General features: G+C 70.9%; 15 protein-coding genes. 9 read left to right on the plus strand and 6 right to left on the minus strand.

Annotation, left to right across the window (positions count from 1 at the left end; all coding sequences use genetic code 11):
* Window position 1: 1 nt before the first annotated feature.
* The 7 genes from AC5L3C_RS10475 to AC5L3C_RS10505 all read left to right on the plus strand — a co-directional run bounded on the left by AC5L3C_RS10475 (window position 2) and on the right by AC5L3C_RS10505 (window position 6,851).
* A complete protein-coding gene (locus AC5L3C_RS10475) occupies window positions 2-415 on the plus strand; it encodes a roadblock/LC7 domain-containing protein (RefSeq protein WP_004983056.1) in 414 nt (137 codons plus the stop codon).
* A gap of 111 nt (window positions 416-526) precedes the next feature.
* Window positions 527-922: a DUF742 domain-containing protein gene (locus tag AC5L3C_RS10480; protein WP_004924977.1), complete on the plus strand. Its 396-nt coding sequence runs from the start codon at window positions 527-529 to the stop codon at window positions 920-922.
* The gene (locus tag AC5L3C_RS10485; protein WP_125504044.1) at window positions 903-1,493 is read left to right on the plus strand and encodes a GTP-binding protein; all 591 of its coding nucleotides are present in this window, start codon (window positions 903-905) and stop codon (window positions 1,491-1,493) included. Before AC5L3C_RS10480 ends, AC5L3C_RS10485 begins: the two co-directional genes overlap by 20 nt.
* Window positions 1,494-1,869: 376 nt before the next feature.
* Complete coding sequence (locus tag AC5L3C_RS10490; RefSeq protein ID WP_493648617.1) at window positions 1,870-5,199, plus strand: nitrate- and nitrite sensing domain-containing protein; 3,330 nt, start codon at window positions 1,870-1,872, stop codon at window positions 5,197-5,199.
* A 10-nt stretch (window positions 5,200-5,209) separates the two neighbouring features.
* Window positions 5,210-5,623: a roadblock/LC7 domain-containing protein gene (locus AC5L3C_RS10495; RefSeq protein WP_004983065.1), complete on the plus strand. Its 414-nt coding sequence runs from the start codon at window positions 5,210-5,212 to the stop codon at window positions 5,621-5,623.
* Between the two features lie 93 nt (window positions 5,624-5,716).
* Window positions 5,717-6,289, plus strand: a complete 573-nt coding sequence (locus tag AC5L3C_RS10500; RefSeq protein ID WP_493648619.1) for a DUF742 domain-containing protein — start codon at window positions 5,717-5,719, stop codon at window positions 6,287-6,289.
* Window positions 6,270-6,851, plus strand: coding sequence for a GTP-binding protein (locus AC5L3C_RS10505; protein WP_009314218.1), 582 nt, complete (start codon window positions 6,270-6,272; stop codon window positions 6,849-6,851). The genes AC5L3C_RS10500 and AC5L3C_RS10505 overlap by 20 nt, the downstream gene beginning before the upstream one ends.
* Window positions 6,852-7,153: 302 nt before the next feature.
* Here AC5L3C_RS10505 and AC5L3C_RS10510 read toward each other — a convergent pair whose 3' ends face one another.
* The 3 genes from AC5L3C_RS10510 to AC5L3C_RS10520 all read right to left on the minus strand — a co-directional run bounded on the left by AC5L3C_RS10510 (window position 7,154) and on the right by AC5L3C_RS10520 (window position 10,178).
* Complete coding sequence (locus AC5L3C_RS10510; protein WP_493648621.1) at window positions 7,154-7,351, minus strand: acyl-CoA carboxylase subunit epsilon; 198 nt, start codon at window positions 7,349-7,351, stop codon at window positions 7,154-7,156.
* Between the two features lie 15 nt (window positions 7,352-7,366).
* On the minus strand, window positions 7,367-8,950 hold the full coding sequence (locus tag AC5L3C_RS10515) for an acyl-CoA carboxylase subunit beta (RefSeq protein WP_493648623.1): 1,584 nt from the start codon (window positions 8,948-8,950) through the stop codon (window positions 7,367-7,369).
* 361 nt (window positions 8,951-9,311) lie between these two features.
* Window positions 9,312-10,178: an SDR family NAD(P)-dependent oxidoreductase gene (locus AC5L3C_RS10520; RefSeq protein ID WP_493648625.1), complete on the minus strand. Its 867-nt coding sequence runs from the start codon at window positions 10,176-10,178 to the stop codon at window positions 9,312-9,314.
* A gap of 218 nt (window positions 10,179-10,396) precedes the next feature.
* Here AC5L3C_RS10520 and hpnR point away from each other — a divergent pair, with 218 nt between their 5' ends.
* Together hpnR and AC5L3C_RS10530 are read left to right on the plus strand one after the other, a co-directional pair.
* Window positions 10,397-11,896: a hopanoid C-3 methylase HpnR gene (gene hpnR, locus AC5L3C_RS10525; protein ID WP_493648627.1), complete on the plus strand. Its 1,500-nt coding sequence runs from the start codon at window positions 10,397-10,399 to the stop codon at window positions 11,894-11,896.
* A 232-nt stretch (window positions 11,897-12,128) separates the two neighbouring features.
* Complete coding sequence (locus tag AC5L3C_RS10530) at window positions 12,129-12,680, plus strand: YceI family protein (protein ID WP_493653816.1); 552 nt, start codon at window positions 12,129-12,131, stop codon at window positions 12,678-12,680.
* A gap of 84 nt (window positions 12,681-12,764) precedes the next feature.
* On the opposite strand, the gene AC5L3C_RS10535 is transcribed toward AC5L3C_RS10530, so the two are convergent.
* From AC5L3C_RS10535 to AC5L3C_RS10545, 3 genes are all read right to left on the minus strand, one after another.
* A complete protein-coding gene (locus AC5L3C_RS10535; protein ID WP_493648629.1) occupies window positions 12,765-14,132 on the minus strand; it encodes a hypothetical protein in 1,368 nt (455 codons plus the stop codon).
* Between the two features lie 121 nt (window positions 14,133-14,253).
* The gene (gene cimA / locus AC5L3C_RS10540; protein ID WP_493648630.1) at window positions 14,254-15,858 is read right to left on the minus strand and encodes a citramalate synthase; all 1,605 of its coding nucleotides are present in this window, start codon (window positions 15,856-15,858) and stop codon (window positions 14,254-14,256) included.
* Between the two features lie 281 nt (window positions 15,859-16,139).
* A complete protein-coding gene (locus AC5L3C_RS10545; protein ID WP_493653818.1) occupies window positions 16,140-16,781 on the minus strand; it encodes a TetR/AcrR family transcriptional regulator in 642 nt (213 codons plus the stop codon).
* Window positions 16,782-16,986: the final 205 nt, after the last annotated feature.

Raw genomic sequence — 16,986 nt, forward strand, 5'->3', positions numbered from 1 at the left:
GATGAGCCAGGCGGCACAGAACCTCAACTGGTTGATCACCAACTTCGTGGACAACACCCCCGGGGTGTCCCACACCGTCGTCGTGTCCGCCGACGGACTCCTTCTGGCGCTGTCCGAGGGCTTCCCGCGTGACCGCGCGGATCAGCTCGCGGCCGTCGCTTCGGGACTGACCTCCCTGACGGCCGGCGCCTCCCGGATATTCGAAGGCGGCAATGTCGCCCAGACGGTCGTCGAGATGGAACGAGGCTTTCTTTTCCTCATGTCCGTCTCCGACGGCTCTTCCCTGGCCGTTCTGGCGCACCCCGAGTGCGACATCGGCCTCGTAGGCTACGAAATGGCGCTCCTGGTCGACCGCGCGGGGGCGGTCCTCACCCCGGACCTGCGCGCCGAGCTACAGGGAAGTCTGCTCCACTGATCGGCCCCGGCACCACCCGTCTCACCAAATCACCGTCCGGCCGCCACAATCCCCCCACCGGCCCCGTCAGACGGCTTGACTGACCGACTTGCTGTCCCGCCCGGAGGATCCATGACCCCGCCCACCGCCTCTCATGATCCGTACGCGGAGCCGTACGAGGACGAGGGCGACCAGCCGCTGGTCCGTCCCTATGCGATGACCGGTGGCCGGACCAGGCCGCGCTATCAGCTGGCCATCGAGGCACTGATCAGTACGACAGCCGACCCGGCCGCGCTCATGGGACTCCTTCCGGAGCACCAGCGCATCTGCCATCTGTGCCGTGAGGTGAAGTCGGTCGCCGAGGTCTCCGCACTGCTCAACATGCCGCTGGGTGTGGCCCGGATCCTGGTGGCGGACCTCGCGGAGGCGGGACTCGTCGCCGTGCATCAGCCGGGTGGCGACGAGACGACCGGCGCCCCGGACGTGACACTGCTCGAAAGGGTGCTCAGTGGACTTCGCAAGCTCTAGCGGCGGGGCGGTCTCCGACAACCGCGCCACCACCTCGGCGAAGATCGTGGTGGCGGGTGGCTTCGGCGTGGGCAAGACCACGTTCGTCGGGGCCGTTTCGGAGATCAACCCGCTGCGCACGGAGGCCGTCATGACGTCCGCTTCGGCGGGCATCGACGACCTCACCCACACCGGGGACAAGACCACCACCACGGTGGCCATGGACTTCGGCCGTATCACCCTCGACCAGGACCTGATCCTGTACCTGTTCGGTACCCCCGGTCAGGACCGCTTCTGGTTCATGTGGGACGACCTGGTACGCGGCGCCATCGGCGCGATCGTGCTGTGCGACACCCGCCGGCTGGCGGACTGCTTCCCCGCGGTGGACTACTTCGAGAACTCGGGGCTTCCGTTCGTGGTCGCCCTCAACGGCTTCGACGGCCAGCAGCCGTACACACCCGAGGAGGTGCGCGAGGCGCTGCAGATCGGGCCCGACGCCCCGATCATCACGACCGACGCCCGGCACCGTGCGGATGCCAAGAGTGCGCTGATCACACTGGTCGAGCATGCCCTTATGGCGCGTCTCAGGTAGAGCCAAAACAGAACCGGCATACTGCGGTTGTCGTAGATGTACCGGGGCCGGCTGTGTCCTTTGACACGGCCGGCCCCGGTGTTCATAACGTTTCGGCAGAGGAATCGGGTGAGGCCGACACGCGACGCGGTCAGGCGGTACCGCTGTGCGTACGAACGGCTCGCCATTTGCCGCAGCTCGGTCCGTATGACCGTTTTATCTGGGGCTTACATCACTCGGAATCCTCGCCTTCCCATGTTTGGAAGAGCGCTGGTCGGCATGCTGGAATGCCTGAACTGCCCATTGGTCAAAGACGTACTCAGTAGTCGATGGCGTGCCGGGCCCTGAGACGATGCGGCACACAATAGGTGCCGAGCGCCGGAAGGTTGTTGGTCGAGTGAGGCGAAGCAAGAACAGTCCCGAGCCATCGGCCCGGGGCAACTTCACGCCGCCGCCGCGCACAGCGGCGCCCGCCCCCGTGCCCGGTCCCCAGCCCACGGCCGCACCCGCGCCGAGCGGGCGCCGTATGTCCCCGCGCAACTGGCGGGTGGCGACCAGGCTGAACGCGATCCTGCTCATACCCGTGCTCGTCGGCCTGGTCATGGGCGGCTTCCAGGTCAAGAGCTCGATCGACACGTGGAACGAGGCCGAGGAGGCGGAGAACACCGCCCGTCTGGTGCGTGCCTCCCTCACCTATGCCAACGCCCTCTACAACGAGCGCGACATCACCGCGGTGCCGCTGCTCCAGGGCAAGGGCCAGAGCGACCCGGACGTCCTCAAGGCACGGGCCGCCACCGACAAGGCGGCCGACGCCTTCGACGAGGCCACGCAGGACATGCCGGACAAGCCCGGCCTGGAGCGCCGGCTGAAGCTGTTCCGCGAGGCCGAGCCGCAGCTGACCGACCTGCGGGCCGCCGCGTACACCTCCAAGCTCAAGGGCGTGCAGACCGAGGAGGGCTACGTCACCGTCGCCCACCCGCTGATGGAGTTCGCCAACGAACTCGGCCTGGGCACCGGCAACATCACCAGCTACGGACGTACGGTCTACGCGATCTCGCTGACCAAGGCGGCCCTCTCCCTCGAGCGCTCCATCGGCATGCACCTGCTGGTGAAGCCGGGTCCGACCGACGCCCAGCTCGCCAGCCAGCGGGTGGCCCTCTCCTCGTACGCCTACCTCGAGGGCATCGCCATCGAGGAGTACAAGGGCGGCGGCACCGAGGCCGACGCGGCCAAGCTGGAGGAGACCTCGCAGCAGATCCAGGCCGAGGGCGCGGCCATGGCCAAGGAGGCCAAGCAGAAGGACCCGGACTACGTCCCGCCCCCCGCCAAGCCGGAGACCATGATCGCCGAGCTCGGCGGCCTGTCCTCCACGGACCCGTCCGCCCGTGCCGAGCTCGCCGCGCAGGGCATCACCCCCGCCAACTGGTGGGCCGTGAACACCCTCAAGTTCGACGGCTACCGCCAGATCGAGTCGGATCTGGCCGACACCGCGGTGAACGAGGCCGCCCAGATCGCCGACGACGCCCAGCGTGACGCGTTCATCACCGGCGCCGCCGTCGTGATCGCCCTGCTCGCCGCGTTCATCCTGGCCGGCATGGTGGCCCGCCAGATGAGCCGCTCGATGCGCCAGCTGCGCAACGCCGCCTTCGGCATCGCCGAGCAGCGGCTGCCGATGCTGGTCGACCAGCTCTCCCGGACCGACCCGGGCCGGGTCGACACCAAGGTCGCGCCGATCCCGATCTCCTCCACGGACGAGATCGGCGAGGTCGCCCGGGCCTTCGACCAGGTCCACCGCGAGGCCGTCCGGCTCGCCGCCGAGCAGGCCCTGCTGCGGGGCAACATCAACGCGATCTTCACCAACCTCTCGCGCCGCAACCAGTCGCTGATCGAGGGCCAGCTGACCCTGATCACGGACCTGGAGAACAACGAGGCCGACCCGGACCAGCTGGAGAACCTCTTCCGCCTGGACCACCTGGCCACCCGTATGCGCCGCAACGGCGAGAACCTCCTGGTCCTCGCCGGCGAGGAGCCCGGACGCCGCTGGGACCAGCCGGTGCCGCTGGTCGACGTGCTGCGCGCCGCCTCCTCCGAGGTGGAGCAGTACGAGCGCATCGAACTGTCCGGCGTCCCCGAGGCCGAGATCCACGGCCGCGCGGTGACCGACCTCGTGCACCTGCTCGCCGAGCTCCTGGAGAACGCCACCACGTTCTCCTCCCCGCAGACCAAGGTCCGCGTCACCGCGACGCGTCTCCCCGACGGCCGCGTGATGATCGAGATCCACGACAAGGGCATCGGCCTCACCGCCGAGGACTTCGCGGACATCAACCACAAGCTGGCCAACCCGCCGACCGTGGACGCCGCGATCTCGCAGCGCATGGGCCTGTTCGTGGTCGGCCGGCTGTCCGACCGGCACGGCATCCGGGTGCAGCTGCGCCCCTCGGGTGAGCAGGCCGGCACCACCTCGCTGGTCATGCTGCCCGACGCGATCACCCACGGTGGCGGCGGCGAGCAGCCCGCGGTGCGCGACGAGTTCACGGTCTCGCAGATCATCCCGGAGCAGAGCTTCCAGGGTGAGGACTTCAGCCAGCAGCCGCTGCGCACGGCGGCCGAGCTGGGCTTCGACGACAGCCGCTACGCGGAGGTCCCGGACGACATCCGGGAGCTGGACCCCGTCGGCCGTTCCCTGATGCGCGAGGAGCGCCGGGCGGCCATCGAGGCCCAGTCGCAGCCCGAGCCGACCGCCGCCGAGTCGGCCCCGGAGACCGTCGAGGCGCCCGGCTACCAGGACGAGTCCGCCGTCCCGCAGGGCTACGACGGCGGCCAGGGCTACGACGACAACGCCCGGAACTACGACACCAACGGTCAGAGCGGCTACGCCGACGGCCAGGGCTTCGACGGTTCCTACCAGGACGGGCAGAACGCCGGGTACGACCAGCAGACGTACGGCAACGGACAGCAGACGGCGTACGACGGGCAGCAGCAGACGGCGTACGGCGAGGGCTACTACGCGCAGAACGGCCACCTGCCGCAGAACGACTCCTTCTCGTCGAACGGCGGTTACCCGGACCCGTCCTTCGCGGACCCGGCCCAGGGCGATCACACGGCCGCGGGAGCCTCCGCCGCCGACGCCTTCCCGGCCTTCGGCGAGCGGCGCCAGGAGGACGACTGGCCGCAGCAGGACGGCTACCGGAACGGCCATGACGCCCAGTACCCTGCTCAGGCCCCGGATGCGGAATCCACGCAGGCCGGTGACGTACGCGAGCCGGACAGCGTAGGCTTCGACCGTCCGGGACCGGCTGCCTCCGAAGGCCATGAGCTGACCGACGCCGGGCTTCCGCGCCGGGGTTCCTCCGTGAACGGCGCGAACGGCTCGAGCGGCGCACGGCGCGTGCACCAGGAGCCGCCGGCCTCCGTCCCGGAGAGCAACGGCGACAGCGGCTGGCGTTCGGCGAACGACGAGCGCTGGCAGCAGGCCTCGTCTCTCCGGAAGCCCAAGGCGGGCGGAGTGACCTCCTCCGGTCTGCCGCGACGGGTCCCCAAGGCCAATCTGGTCCAGGGAGCCGCCGAAACCACACCTCAGGGAGGCCCCCAGGTCTCCCGCGCCCCGGAAGACGTCCGGGGCAGGCTGAGCAACCTGCGTCGCGGTGTCCAACGGGGCCGCAGCGCGGGCAGTGAAACGAACGGCCAGGGCTTCGGTCCTGACAGCACCTACAACCAGGAGCGTTAGTGTGAGCCCGATGAGCCAGGCGGCACAGAACCTGAACTGGTTGATCACCAACTTCGTGGACAACACCCCGGGGGTGTCCCACACGGTGGTGGTCTCCGCCGACGGACTCCTTCTGGCGATGTCCGAAGGCTTTCCGCGCGACCGCGCCGACCAGCTCGCCGCCGTCGCCTCCGGCCTGACGTCCCTGACGGCAGGCGCCTCGCGGATCTTCGAGGGCGGAAGCGTGAACCAGACGGTTGTGGAGATGGAGCGGGGATTCCTCTTCATCATGTCCATCTCCGACGGTTCGTCGCTCGCCGTTCTCGCACATCCCGAAGCGGACATCGGCCTCATTGGGTACGAGATGGCGCTTCTGGTCGACCGAGCCGGTACGGTCCTGACGCCGGACCTTCGAGCAGAGCTCCAAGGGAGCCTTCTCAACTGAAAGACGGACGGTGCGGTTGGCGTCCCGGGGCCGTAAGGTTTCGGGACGCGGCTCCACAGTGATGGATGCCAGGCACAGTCGGAGGAGGAAAAAGTGGCAACACCCCCAGGCGGTTCGTCGTCGGACAACTGGTCGTACGGTCCTGCGCAGGGCCGGAACGACGGTGTCCAGAACGGGTACGGCTACCCCTCCACCCCGAACCACCGGCAGCCGTACGCGCCGCAGGGCCCCGGTCCCTCGCCGTACGACCAGCCGCACGCCCCGCGCATCCAGCCGGTGCAGCCGCAGCGCCGAGCACCCGAGCCGGCGCCCGCCGGGGCGTCGAACAATCCCCTGGTGCGCCCGTACGCGATGACGGGCGGCCGCACCAGGCCGCGGTACCAGCTCGCCATCGAGGCGCTGGTGCACACCACCGCGCAGCCGCACCAGATGCAGGGCCAGCTGCCCGAGCATCAGCGGATCTGCAACCTCTGCCGGGAGATCAAGTCGGTGGCCGAGATCTCGGCGCTGCTGACCATCCCTCTCGGCGTGGCCAGGATCCTCGTCGCCGACTTGGCGGAGGCGGGACTGGTCACCATCCATCAGCCCGGCGGCGACGAAAGCGCCGGCGGCCAGCCAGACGTGACACTGCTCGAAAGGGTGCTCAGTGGACTTCGCAAGCTCTAGCGGCGGTCCTTCCCGCTCCACCACCTCGGCGAAGATCGTGGTGGCGGGTGGCTTCGGCGTGGGCAAGACCACGTTCGTCGGGGCCGTTTCGGAGATCAACCCGCTGCGCACGGAGGCCGTCATGACGTCTGCTTCGGCGGGCATCGACGACCTCACCCACACCGGGGACAAGACCACCACCACGGTGGCCATGGACTTCGGCCGTATCACCCTCGACCAGGACCTGATCCTGTACCTGTTCGGTACGCCCGGCCAGGACCGCTTCTGGTTCATGTGGGACGACCTGGTACGCGGCGCCATCGGCGCGATCGTTCTCGTGGACACGAGGAGGCTCGCCGACTGCTTCCCCGCGGTGGACTACTTCGAGAACAGCGGGCTGCCGTTCGTGATCGCGCTGAACGGGTTCGACGGTCAGCAGCCGTACAATCCGGACGAGGTCCGGGAGGCGCTGCAGATCGGTCCTGACACGCCGATCATCACGACGGACGCGCGGCACCGGGCCGATGCCAAGAGTGCGCTGATCACGCTGGTCGAACACGCCCTGATGGCCCGCCTCCGCTGACGCCTGCCCGCCCCCGCCTGCGGGCACCCGTGCCTCCCCCAGTGCCTTAAGGGCCTGGGAGGTGCCCCCAGGGCGGCACGGGTGGGCGCGGGCAGCACCTCGCGGCGCCGAGTTGCGCAGCCCCTCCCGGCCACCCGTCCGCACGGTGCCTGTGCAATGCCGGGTGCGGCAGGTACGTGGCTGGGCGCGCAGTTCCCCGCGCCCCTGAGGGGGTTACCCGGCCCGGCGTCGTAAAAGAACCCAGTCAAAACGGGCCGGGGCCCCTCCACTTGGGAGGGGCCCCGGCCCGTTTTGACGTGTGCTCAGCGCCAGCTGTGGGGGGCGCGGAAGCCGTTTTCGCGTTCCAGGCGGCGCCATCCCGCCCGGGCCCGGGCCCGGGCCCGGTCCGCGCCGGCGTCGGGGGCGGGCGCGGCCGCGCGGGCCAGCAGGATCGCCGTGATCGCGGCGACCTCCTCGGGCTCGGCGTGGCCCTTCTCGACGCGGATGTCAGGTGTGCTCATGGGCGTGCGTCTCCCTTACTGCGGCGGGTTGCCGTGCTTGCGGGACGGCAGGTCGGCGTGCTTGGTCTGCAGCATCGACAGCGAACGGATCAGCACCTCACGGGTCTCGGCGGGATCGATGACGTCGTCCACCAGTCCGCGTTCGGCGGCGTAGTAGGGGTGCATCAGCTCGGACTTGTACTCCTTGACCATGCGGGCGCGCATGGCGTCGGGGTCCTCGGCCCCGGCGATCTGCCGACGGAAGATGACGTTGGCGGCACCCTCCGCGCCCATCACCGCGATCTCGTTGGTGGGCCAGGCGTAGGTGAGGTCGGCGCCGATGGACTGGGAGTCCATGACGATGTAGGCACCGCCGTAGGCCTTGCGCAGGATCAGCGAGATCCGCGGCACGGTGGCGTTGCAGTACGCGTACAGCAGCTTGGCGCCGTGCCGGATGATCCCGCCGTGTTCCTGGTCGACGCCCGGGAGGAAGCCGGGGACGTCCAGGAAGGTGAGGATCGGGATGTTGAAGGCGTCGCACATCTGCACGAAGCGGGCGGCCTTCTCGGACGCCTCGATGTCCAGCACGCCCGCCAGCGACTGCGGCTGGTTGGCGACGATGCCCACGACCTGGCCGTCCATCCGGGCCAGCGCGCAGATGATGTTGCGCGCCCAGCGCTCGTGGACCTCCAGGTACTCGCCGTCGTCGACGATCTCCTCGATCACCTTGGCCATGTCGTAGGGCCGGTTGCCGTCGGCGGGCACCAGGTCCAGCAGGACGTCCGAGCGGCGCTCGGGGGCGTCGGAGCTCTCCACCCGCGGAGGGTTCTCACGGTTGTTCTGCGGGAGGAGGGAGAGGAGGTAGCGCACCTCGTGGATGCAGGTCTCCTCGTCGTCATAGGCGAAGTGGCACACGCCCGAGGTCTCGGCGTGCACGTCCGCGCCGCCCAGGCCGTTCTGGGTGATCTCCTCGCCCGTCACCGCCTTGACCACGTCCGGGCCGGTGATGAACATCTGCGAGGTGTCGCGCACCATGAACACGAAGTCGGTGAGGGCGGGGCTGTAGGCCGCGCCGCCCGCGCACGGGCCGAGCATCACGCTGATCTGCGGGATGACCCCGGAGGCCTTGGTGTTGCGCTGGAAGATGCCGCCGTAGCCGGCCAGCGCCGAGACACCCTCCTGGATCCGGGCGCCGGCGCCGTCGTTCAGCGACACCAGCGGGGCGCCGGCCGCGATGGCCATGTCCATGATCTTGTGGATCTTGGTGGCGTGGGCCTCGCCCAGCGCACCGCCGAAGATCCGGAAGTCATGGGCGTAGACGAAGACGGTGCGGCCCTCGACCGTTCCCCAGCCGGTGATCACACCGTCGGTGTGGGGCTTCTTCTCCTCCAGACCGAAGCCGGTGGCCCGGTGCCGGCGCAGCTGCTCGACCTCGCGGAAGGAGCCGGCGTCCAGCAGCAGCTCGATGCGCTCCCGCGCGGTCAGCTTGCCCTTGGCGTGCTGCGCCTGGGTCGCCTTCTCGCTCGGGCCGGCCACGGCCCGGGCACGGATCTCGTGCAGTTCGGCCACGCGTCCGCGCGCGTCGGTCGGCTCACCCGGCGCCTCATCCAAAACGGTCATGTAGTGACCTTACGAAGCACACCGGCGAATGCGAGCCGTCGACTCCTCACAGTCTCCGGGGTGTTTTCCTGGTGCCACCGAACAGAACCACCGCGGCATGCAGGCGTTCCGACTGCTCAGAGGGCGTGTGGCTTGTAGGGGTCGGACAAGGGCGCCGACCGAGAGCCTCCTCACACGACCGCGCGGCGCGGCCCGCCGCGAGGGTGACGCGCTGCCGGGGTGGGGGCCGGTGACCGCTGTCTCCCGGGGGTCCGGAGCGTTCGGCCACTGCCGCGCCGGGTGGTTCCCGGCCGATGGCCGCCCGTTCCCCCGTTCGGGTCGGTCCGCTCCCGCAGAGGGTAGCGGTACGGCCGGGCGGAGGTCAGCCGAAGCGGTTGAGGAGCCGGCGGTAGAGCGTCGGGGTGAGGGCGCGCACCCGGCCGGGGAGGGTGAGCCAGCCGGGGACGTAGGCGTCGTCCCGGGACCGGGCGACGGCGTCCCAGACGGCGGCCGCGACCCGTCCGGGCGAGGTGGGGCGCGGGTGCGAGCGGTGGTAGGGCCGGCCGCGGCGGGCGAAGAAGCCCGTCTCCACGGGGCCGGGCACGACGAGGGTCACGCCCACGCCCGTGCCCCGCAGCTCCTGCCGGAGCGCCTCGGCGAACGCGGCGAGTCCCGCCTTGGCGGCGGAGTACACCGCCTCCTCGCGCACGCCCACGCTGCCGGCCACCGAGCCGACGAGCACCACCCGGCCCCGGCCGGCCGCCACCATCGCGGGCAGCACCTCGCGTACGAGGTGCAGCGTGGCGGTCAGGTCCAGGAACAGCACCCGGTCGATGTCGGTGTGCGGCATGGTCAGGAACGGGCCCGCCCAGCCGATGCCCGCCCCGGCGACCAGCACGTCGACCCGGCCGGTCTCCCGCAGCGCGGCCTCCGCCAGCAGTCTCGCCCCGTCCGGGGCGGCGAGGTCGGCGGGCAGGAGGACCGCCGAGGTACCGGCCGCCGTCTCCTCCAGCCGGCGCCGGTCCCGCCCGCTGAGCAGCAGATGCCAGCCGCCGGCGGCGAAACGCCGCGCGGTGGCCGCGCCGATGCCGGAGGACGCGCCGGTGACGAGGGCGACACGCCGGTCGGTGCGCGGGGGTGTGCCGCCGCGCACCGCGGCCGGTGCGGCGGCGGGGGAAGCGGCGGCACCGCGCGCGGGGTCCGCCGGGGGGTCGTAGGTGGAGCCGGAGTTCACGAGACGGTCTCCCATGCGCTGTCGCTGCGGGTCCTCGCTCTCCAGGACACCCCCAGTCCGCCGCACCCCGCCAGTGCGGGGGGCCCGTTCGCCCGGCCCGGGCGTCCGGTCCACTCCTGCGTGCCGCTGGATCCGCCAGGCGGCCGAACGGGGCGTACGGGGTCCGGCCCGCCGGGTTACGAAGGGGGCACCGTTCCGTGTCCGGTCCGACTGCCCCGTGACGAGGTCCCTCCATGCGTCTGCTGCTCGTCCATCCCAGCGCCCTGATGTACTCCGAGATCTTCCTCCGCCTGGAACCCCTGGGCCTGGAGCGGGTGGCGGGCGCCGCCCGGGAGGCCGGTCACGAGGTGCGGGTCGTCGACCTCCAGGTGCAGGGCGTGGGCCGGCTGCGCGACGAGGTGCGGTCCTTCCGGCCGCAGGCGCTCGGCATCTCCCTGAACTACCTGGCGAACATCCCCGAGGCGATCGCGCTGGCCGCGCGGGTGAAGCAGGAGGTTCCGGACTGCTTCGTCTTCCTCGGCGGGCACAGCGTCTCCTTCGTCGCCGAGGAGGTCATCGCGCAGGCGGAGGGCGCGGTCGACGCCGTCGTCCGCGGTGAGGGGGAACCGGCCGTCGCGCCGTTGCTCGAGGCGGTGCGCGACGGCGGGGTGGACGGCGTCCCGGGCATCGTCACGGCGTCCGGGCGCGGCCCCGCGCCGCTGATGCTGCACAGCATCGACACCCCGCTCCCGGCCCGTGACCTGATGCGCAACCGGCGGCGCTACTTCATCGGCGAGCTCGATCCGTGCGCCTCGATCGAGTTCACCCGCGGCTGTCCCTGGGACTGCTCGTTCTGCTCGGCGTGGACGTTCTACGGCCGCAGCTACCGCAAGGCCTCCCCCGAGGGGGCGGCGGAGGACCTGGCGAGGATCCGCGAGCCGAATGTCTTCATCGTCGACGACGTGGCCTTCATCCGGCCCGAGCACGGCAACGCCATCGCCGCCGAGGTGGAGCGGCGCGGCATCCGCAAGCAGTACTACCTGGAGACCCGCTCGGACGTGCTGCTGCGCCACCCCGAGGTGTTCGAGCGGTGGACGCGGCTGGGGCTGCGCTACATGTTCCTCGGCATGGAGGCGATCGACGCCGAGGGGCTCGACCTGTACCGCAAGCGCGTCAGCCCCGACGAGAATCTCAAGGCCCTGGAGACGGCCCGGCGGCTCGGCATCAGGGTCGCGATCAACCTGATCGTGGACCCCTCCTGGGACGAGGAACGCTTCCGGGTGGTGCGCGAGTTCGCGCTGGCCGTGCCGGAGATCGTGCACTTCACCGTGATGACGCCGTACCCGGGCACGGAGATCTGGCACACCGAGTCCCGCCGGCTCACGACCCGCGACTACCGCCTCTTCGACATCCAGCACGCGGTGGTGCCCACGACGCTGCCGCTGGAGAAGTTCTACGAGGAGCTGGTGCGCACCCAGGCGGTCATCAACCGCAAGCATCTGGGGTTGCGCACGGCGTTCGGCGCGGCGCGTGTGCTCGCCCGCAACCTGGCGCACGGGCAGACGAACTTCGCCCGCATGCTGTGGAAGTTCAACCAGGTCTACAACCCGCGCCGGCAGCTCGCCGACCACGCGCGTCCGGTCCGCCACGAGCTGCCGCTCCCGCAGCGCCTCGACGTCGGCGACCGCCGCAAGCTGTACGTCCACACGCGGGGCGGGACCCAGGGCGCCCCGGCGCGCCGGGCGGCGGACTGACACCTGGCCGCCGCATGCCGGTCGGGGCCGGGTGGCGGGCCGCCGCGGCCGGTGGAAGGGTCGTCACGGGATCGCCGCCGGGGCACGACCGGCGAGTTCCACGCGTTTTTGCGGCCCGATCACGACACTCTTCCCAGAAGATGTTGAACTTTGAAGGAAATGGGTCTACGGTAGGTCATGTCGAGTTAGTTGAACATTCAACGTAACCCCCTCTGGAGGAACCACCATGGGCATGAACCCGGACCTCGCGGCGCTGTCCGGCGAGTACGAGATCGACCCGGCGCACACCACATTCGGCTTCGTCGCCCGGCACGCGATGGTCACCAACGTCAAGGGCAACTTCAAGGAGTTCTCCGGCATCCTGGTGCTCGACGGCTCCGACCCGGCCAAGTCCTCGGCCTCCATCGACGTGGTGATGGACAGCATCGACACGGGCAACGCCGACCGGGACGGCCACCTGAAGAGCTCGGACTTCTTCAAGACGGACGAGCACCCGACGATGACCTTCCGCAGCACCGAGGTGGAGGCGCTCGGCGGCGACGAGTACCGCGTCACCGGTGACCTGTCGCTCCTCGGCACCACCAAGCCGCTCACCATCGACCTCGAGTTCAACGGCGCCGCGACCGACCCCTTCGGCAACCAGCGCGTCGGCTTCGAGGGCAAGGCGCAGATCCTGCGCTCCGAGTGGGGCCTGACCTGGAACGCGGCGCTGGAGACGGGCGGCGTCCTGGTCTCCGACAAGATCAAGCTGGTCTTCGACATCTCGGCGATCCGCAAGTCCTGATCCGCGCGGACGCGCGGGCGCTGTGGCGGCCGGGGCTCCGCGTGGGAGCCCTCCGCCTCCTCAGGAGACTTCTCAGAAGGCTCCTCAGAAGCCCCCGCCGAAGTCCCCTCCGCCGAAACCGCCGCCGCCGAAGTCCCCTCCGCCGAAACCGCCGCCGCCGAAGTCCCCTCCGCCGAAACCGCCGCCGAAGTCACCGGCGTTGAAGTCGGCGCCGGAGACGTCGCCGCCGCCGAAGTCGCCGTAACCGCTGCCGTAGTCGGCCGCGTAGCCGGGACCGGCCATCATGCCGCCGAGCATCGTGCCGACGAGCAGACCGGGCAGCAGCCCGCCGCCGAAGTAGCCGCCGGCCCAGGGGCCGTAGGCGGGGCCGGCCTCCCAGTACGGCCGGCGTCCGTACTCGGTGTCGACCTCACGGACGACCGGTTCGGCACCGCTGGCGAGGCGTTCCCGGTCGGCCGCGCACACCGGGACCTCGCGCTCGGCGCCGCTCGGGGGCGTCCAGGGGACGTCGGCGACCGAGGGGCCGTGCCGCGGGTCGAAGAAGCAGGGCGGGCGGCGCTCCGGCAGCGGCCGCCCCTCGCGGCGGGCGTCGAGCCGCGCGAGGGCGAAGCGGCCGTCCTCCACCGCCTGGGTGACGGCCCGCACGTCCTCCGGCCTCTGCGCCGCGGCCATGTACGACTTGGACTGCTCGTAGGCGTCCAGCGCGCGCTCGTAGTCCCCGCGCATCGCGTCGTCCGCGCCCGGCTCGCCCGGGTGGAAGTCGAGGCGGTCCAGTTCCTCACCGAACGCGGTGATGTCCTCGTCGACCACCACCCGCAGCTTCTCCAGCGCGGCCCGCTGCTCCTCCTCGTGGCGGCGCCGGTTGCGGCGGGAGACCGCGTACACGCCCGCGCCGCCGGCCGCCACCAGCGCGCCGACGGTGATCAGCCCGCCGACGGGGACCTCGCCCCCGCCGTCGGTCCAGGAGCCCGGGGCACCGCCGCCGGTGTTGCGCAGCGCGCTGTCGACGAAGTCGTTCAGCTGGGCCTTGGCGTCGCCGGCGCCCTGCACGGACGCGACGAGGTTCTGCACGCCCTGCGGGCTCAGCACGCTGCTGTCGGCCCGGGCGTCGAACCGGTCGCCCAGCCGGATGCCGTACAGACCGGTGACGCCGGTCTCGGTGCGCAGGTTCCGGAAGAGGTCCTGGGTGGGATAGTCACCGGGCAGGACGGCGATGAAGATCGGTTTGTCCGCGTCCTCGATCTTGTCGGCGAGCGCCTCGGCGTCGGACGGGGCGAGGATGTCCTCGGCCTCCGGATCGACGTAGACGGGACTCTCGCGGAGCTTCTCGGCGACGACCGAGAGATCTGTGGCCGCCTGCGCACCCGGCGCACCGGCCACCAGGACCGCCAGCGCGGCGGCCACGGCCATGATCAGCAGGCGTACGAAAGTACGCGGCAACGCGACCTTCATACCTACGAAGCTACCCGAATGGCGGCAAAAACGGGCATCTGGGCCGACAGGGGTTTTCGGGGCACCCCTGCCGGGGCCCGGATGTGTGCGGGTTACCAGGTCCTGAACGCGACGGCAGAGCCTAGGCCGCCGGCTCCACTCCGGCGCGCAGCAGACCGTAGGTGTACGCGTCCTCCAGCGCCTGCCAGGAGGCGGCGATGACGTTGTCCGCGACGCCCACGGTCGACCACTCCCCCGCCCCGTCGGACGTGGAGATCAGCACCCGGGTGGTGGACTGGGTGCCGTGCTTGCCCTCGAGGATGCGGACCTTGTAGTCCACCAGTTCCAGCTTGGCGAGCTGGGGGTAGATCTTCTCCAGGGCGACGCGCAGGGCGCGGTCGAGTGCGTTGACCGGGCCGTTGCCCTCCGCGGTGGCGACGATGCGCTCGCTCTTGGCCCAGAGCTTCACGGTGGCCTCGTTGGCGTGGCTGCCGTCGGGGCGGTCCTCGACGATCGCGCGCCAGGACTCGACCTGGAAGTACTGCAGCGGCCTGCCCTCGGCCTCCGCGCGCAGCAGCAGCTCGAAGGAGGCGTCGGCGGCCTCGTAGGTGTAGCCCTTGAGCTCGCGCTCCTTGACCCGCTCCACGACCCGGCCGACCAGCTCCCGGTCACCGCCCAGGTCGATGCCGAGCTCCTTGCCCTTGAGCTCGATGGAGGCGCGGCCGGCCATGTCGGACACCAGCATGCGCATGGTGTTGCCGACCTGTTCGGGGTCGATGTGCTGGTACAGGTCCGGGTCGACCTTGATCGCGGAGGCGTGCAGGCCGGCCTTGTGGGCGAAGGCGGAGACCCCGACGTAGGGCTGGTGCGTGGAGGGGGTGAGGTTGACGACCTCGGCGATGGCGTGGGAGATGCGGGTCATCTCGCGCAGCCGGCCCTCCGGCAGGACCTGCTTGGCGTACTTCAGCTCCAGGGCCGCCACGACCGGGAACAGGTTGGCGTTGCCGACCCGCTCGCCGTAGCCGTTGGCGGTGCACTGCACGTGCGTGGCGCCCGCGTCGACGGCGGCGAGGGTGTTGGCGACCGCGCAGCCGGTGTCGTCCTGGGCGTGGATGCCGAGCCGGGCGCCGGTGTCGGCGAGCACGGTGGAAACCACGGCCTGGATCTGGGCAGGGAGCATGCCGCCGTTGGTGTCGCACAGGACGACGACGTCGGCGCCCGCCTCGGACGCGGCGCGCACGACCGCCTTCGCGTAGCCGGGGTTGGCGCGGTAGCCGTCGAAGAAGTGCTCGCAGTCGACGAAGACGCGGCGGCCCTGTCCCTTGAGGAAGGACACGGTGTCGCGGACCATCGCCAGGTTCTCGTCGAGGGTGGTGCGCAGGGCGAGCTCGACATGGCGGTCGTGGGACTTGGCGACCAGCGTGATGACCTGGGCACCGGAGTCGAGCAGGGCCCTGACCTGGGGGTCCTGCTCGGCGGTGGTGCCGGCGCGGCGGGTGGCGCCGAAGGCGACCAGCGTGGCGTGCCGGAAGTCGATCTCCTGCCGCGCGCGGGCGAAGAACTCGGTGTCGCGGGGGTTCGCGCCGGGCCAGCCGCCCTCGATGAAGCCCACCCCGAACTCGTCCAGATGCCGGGCGATGGCCAGCTTGTCGGCGACGGTGAGGTTGATGCCCTCCCGCTGGGCGCCGTCGCGCAGGGTGGTGTCGAAGACGTGGAACGAGTCGTCGAGCTCGCTGGTTGCGGTCATGGTCTGAAGGCTCCTGTATTGGATCTCGGTCTACCGGAATGACCGGTTCCACCGTTCCCCCATGGTCCCGCACACCCGTCCCCCGGCTGCGGATGGGCCAGGAAACGAAAAAACCTCTCGCGGGTGCGAGAGGTCTGCGCGCGGGTCGAGGACGACGGTGTCCGCCCGTACGGTGTCGTACGTGCGGTCACTGCGGACCGGCGCGCCTGCTGCCAATAATCGTGGCGAACGAGAGCACGGGGGCAGTTTGGCACACGTTGCCCCCGTGCTCACGATCCGTCTCAGGATGCGGGCGGTGGGTGTTCGGCGCGGGCGCCGGCCCGGGCGTCCGCGAGGAGCGTTTCGGCGATGAACTCCCGGGTGTGGGCCAGGACCTGGGGCCGGTCCGTGCCGCGCAGGCCGATCGCCACATGGATGGAGAGGCCGTCGAGCAGCGCGCGCAGCCGGGCCGCGTAGCGGTCGGCGTCGACGCGGCGGAACTCACCGCGCGAGATGCCCTCGGCCAGCAGCGCCACCAGGTCGCGGTGCCAGGCGCCCTCGATGGCGGCCTGCCGGTCGCGGGCGTCGGCGTCGGCGTTCTGCGAGCGGTTCCAGACCTCCAGCCACAGCGTCCAGTGCGGATCGCGATGGCCGTCGGGGACGTACAGGCCGACGTAGGCCTCGAGACGTTCGCGCGCGGTGGCGGACCGGGCCAGCAGCCGCGCCCGTTCGGCGCCGAGGCGGCCCTCGCTCCACTCCAGGGTGCGCAGCAGCAGTTCGGCCTTGGAGCGGAAGTAGTAGATCAAGTGGCCGCTGCTCATGCCGACTTCACGGCCCAGAGCGGCCATCGTCAGCTTCTCGAGGCCGCGTTCGGCGATCATCGCCATGGCGGCGGCGAGGACGTCCTCGCGGGGCGGTGCCGGGGTGCGGCGGCGGGTGGTCACCGGGCGCCCTCCGCGCGGACGGCGTCCGGGAGCCTTCCGCGCGGAACACTCGGCGGGCCGTGCCGCCGCCCGTGCGGGCCGCGGAGTCCCTCCGGGCCGGGGTGCCCGGGCATCTCGGCGGGCCGGCGAACCGGCCCGGACCGCCGTGTTCCGTAGGTGGCGCAGAGCAGTACGTTCACCCGTACGTTCTACCCGACGCACCCTT

It is taken from the genome of Streptomyces speibonae (assembly GCF_984686075.1).

Excerpts from the sequence above, each read along its gene's own strand:
- AC5L3C_RS10475 (WP_004983056.1), top strand. The coding sequence starts at position 2 with ATGAGCCAGGCGGCACAGAACCTCAACTGGTTGATCACCAACTTCGTG.
- AC5L3C_RS10480 (WP_004924977.1), top strand. The coding sequence starts at position 527 with ATGACCCCGCCCACCGCCTCTCATGATCCGTACGCGGAGCCGTACGAG.
- AC5L3C_RS10495 (WP_004983065.1), top strand. The coding sequence starts at position 5,210 with ATGAGCCAGGCGGCACAGAACCTGAACTGGTTGATCACCAACTTCGTG.
- AC5L3C_RS10510 (WP_493648621.1), bottom strand. The coding sequence starts at position 7,351 with ATGAGCACACCTGACATCCGCGTCGAGAAGGGCCACGCCGAGCCCGAG.
- AC5L3C_RS10515 (WP_493648623.1), bottom strand. The coding sequence starts at position 8,950 with ATGACCGTTTTGGATGAGGCGCCGGGTGAGCCGACCGACGCGCGCGGA.
- AC5L3C_RS10520 (WP_493648625.1), bottom strand. The coding sequence starts at position 10,178 with ATGGGAGACCGTCTCGTGAACTCCGGCTCCACCTACGACCCCCCGGCG.
- hpnR (WP_493648627.1), top strand. The coding sequence starts at position 10,397 with ATGCGTCTGCTGCTCGTCCATCCCAGCGCCCTGATGTACTCCGAGATC.
- AC5L3C_RS10530 (WP_493653816.1), top strand. The coding sequence starts at position 12,129 with ATGAACCCGGACCTCGCGGCGCTGTCCGGCGAGTACGAGATCGACCCG.
- AC5L3C_RS10535 (WP_493648629.1), bottom strand. The coding sequence starts at position 14,132 with ATGAAGGTCGCGTTGCCGCGTACTTTCGTACGCCTGCTGATCATGGCC.
- cimA (WP_493648630.1), bottom strand. The coding sequence starts at position 15,858 with ATGACCGCAACCAGCGAGCTCGACGACTCGTTCCACGTCTTCGACACC.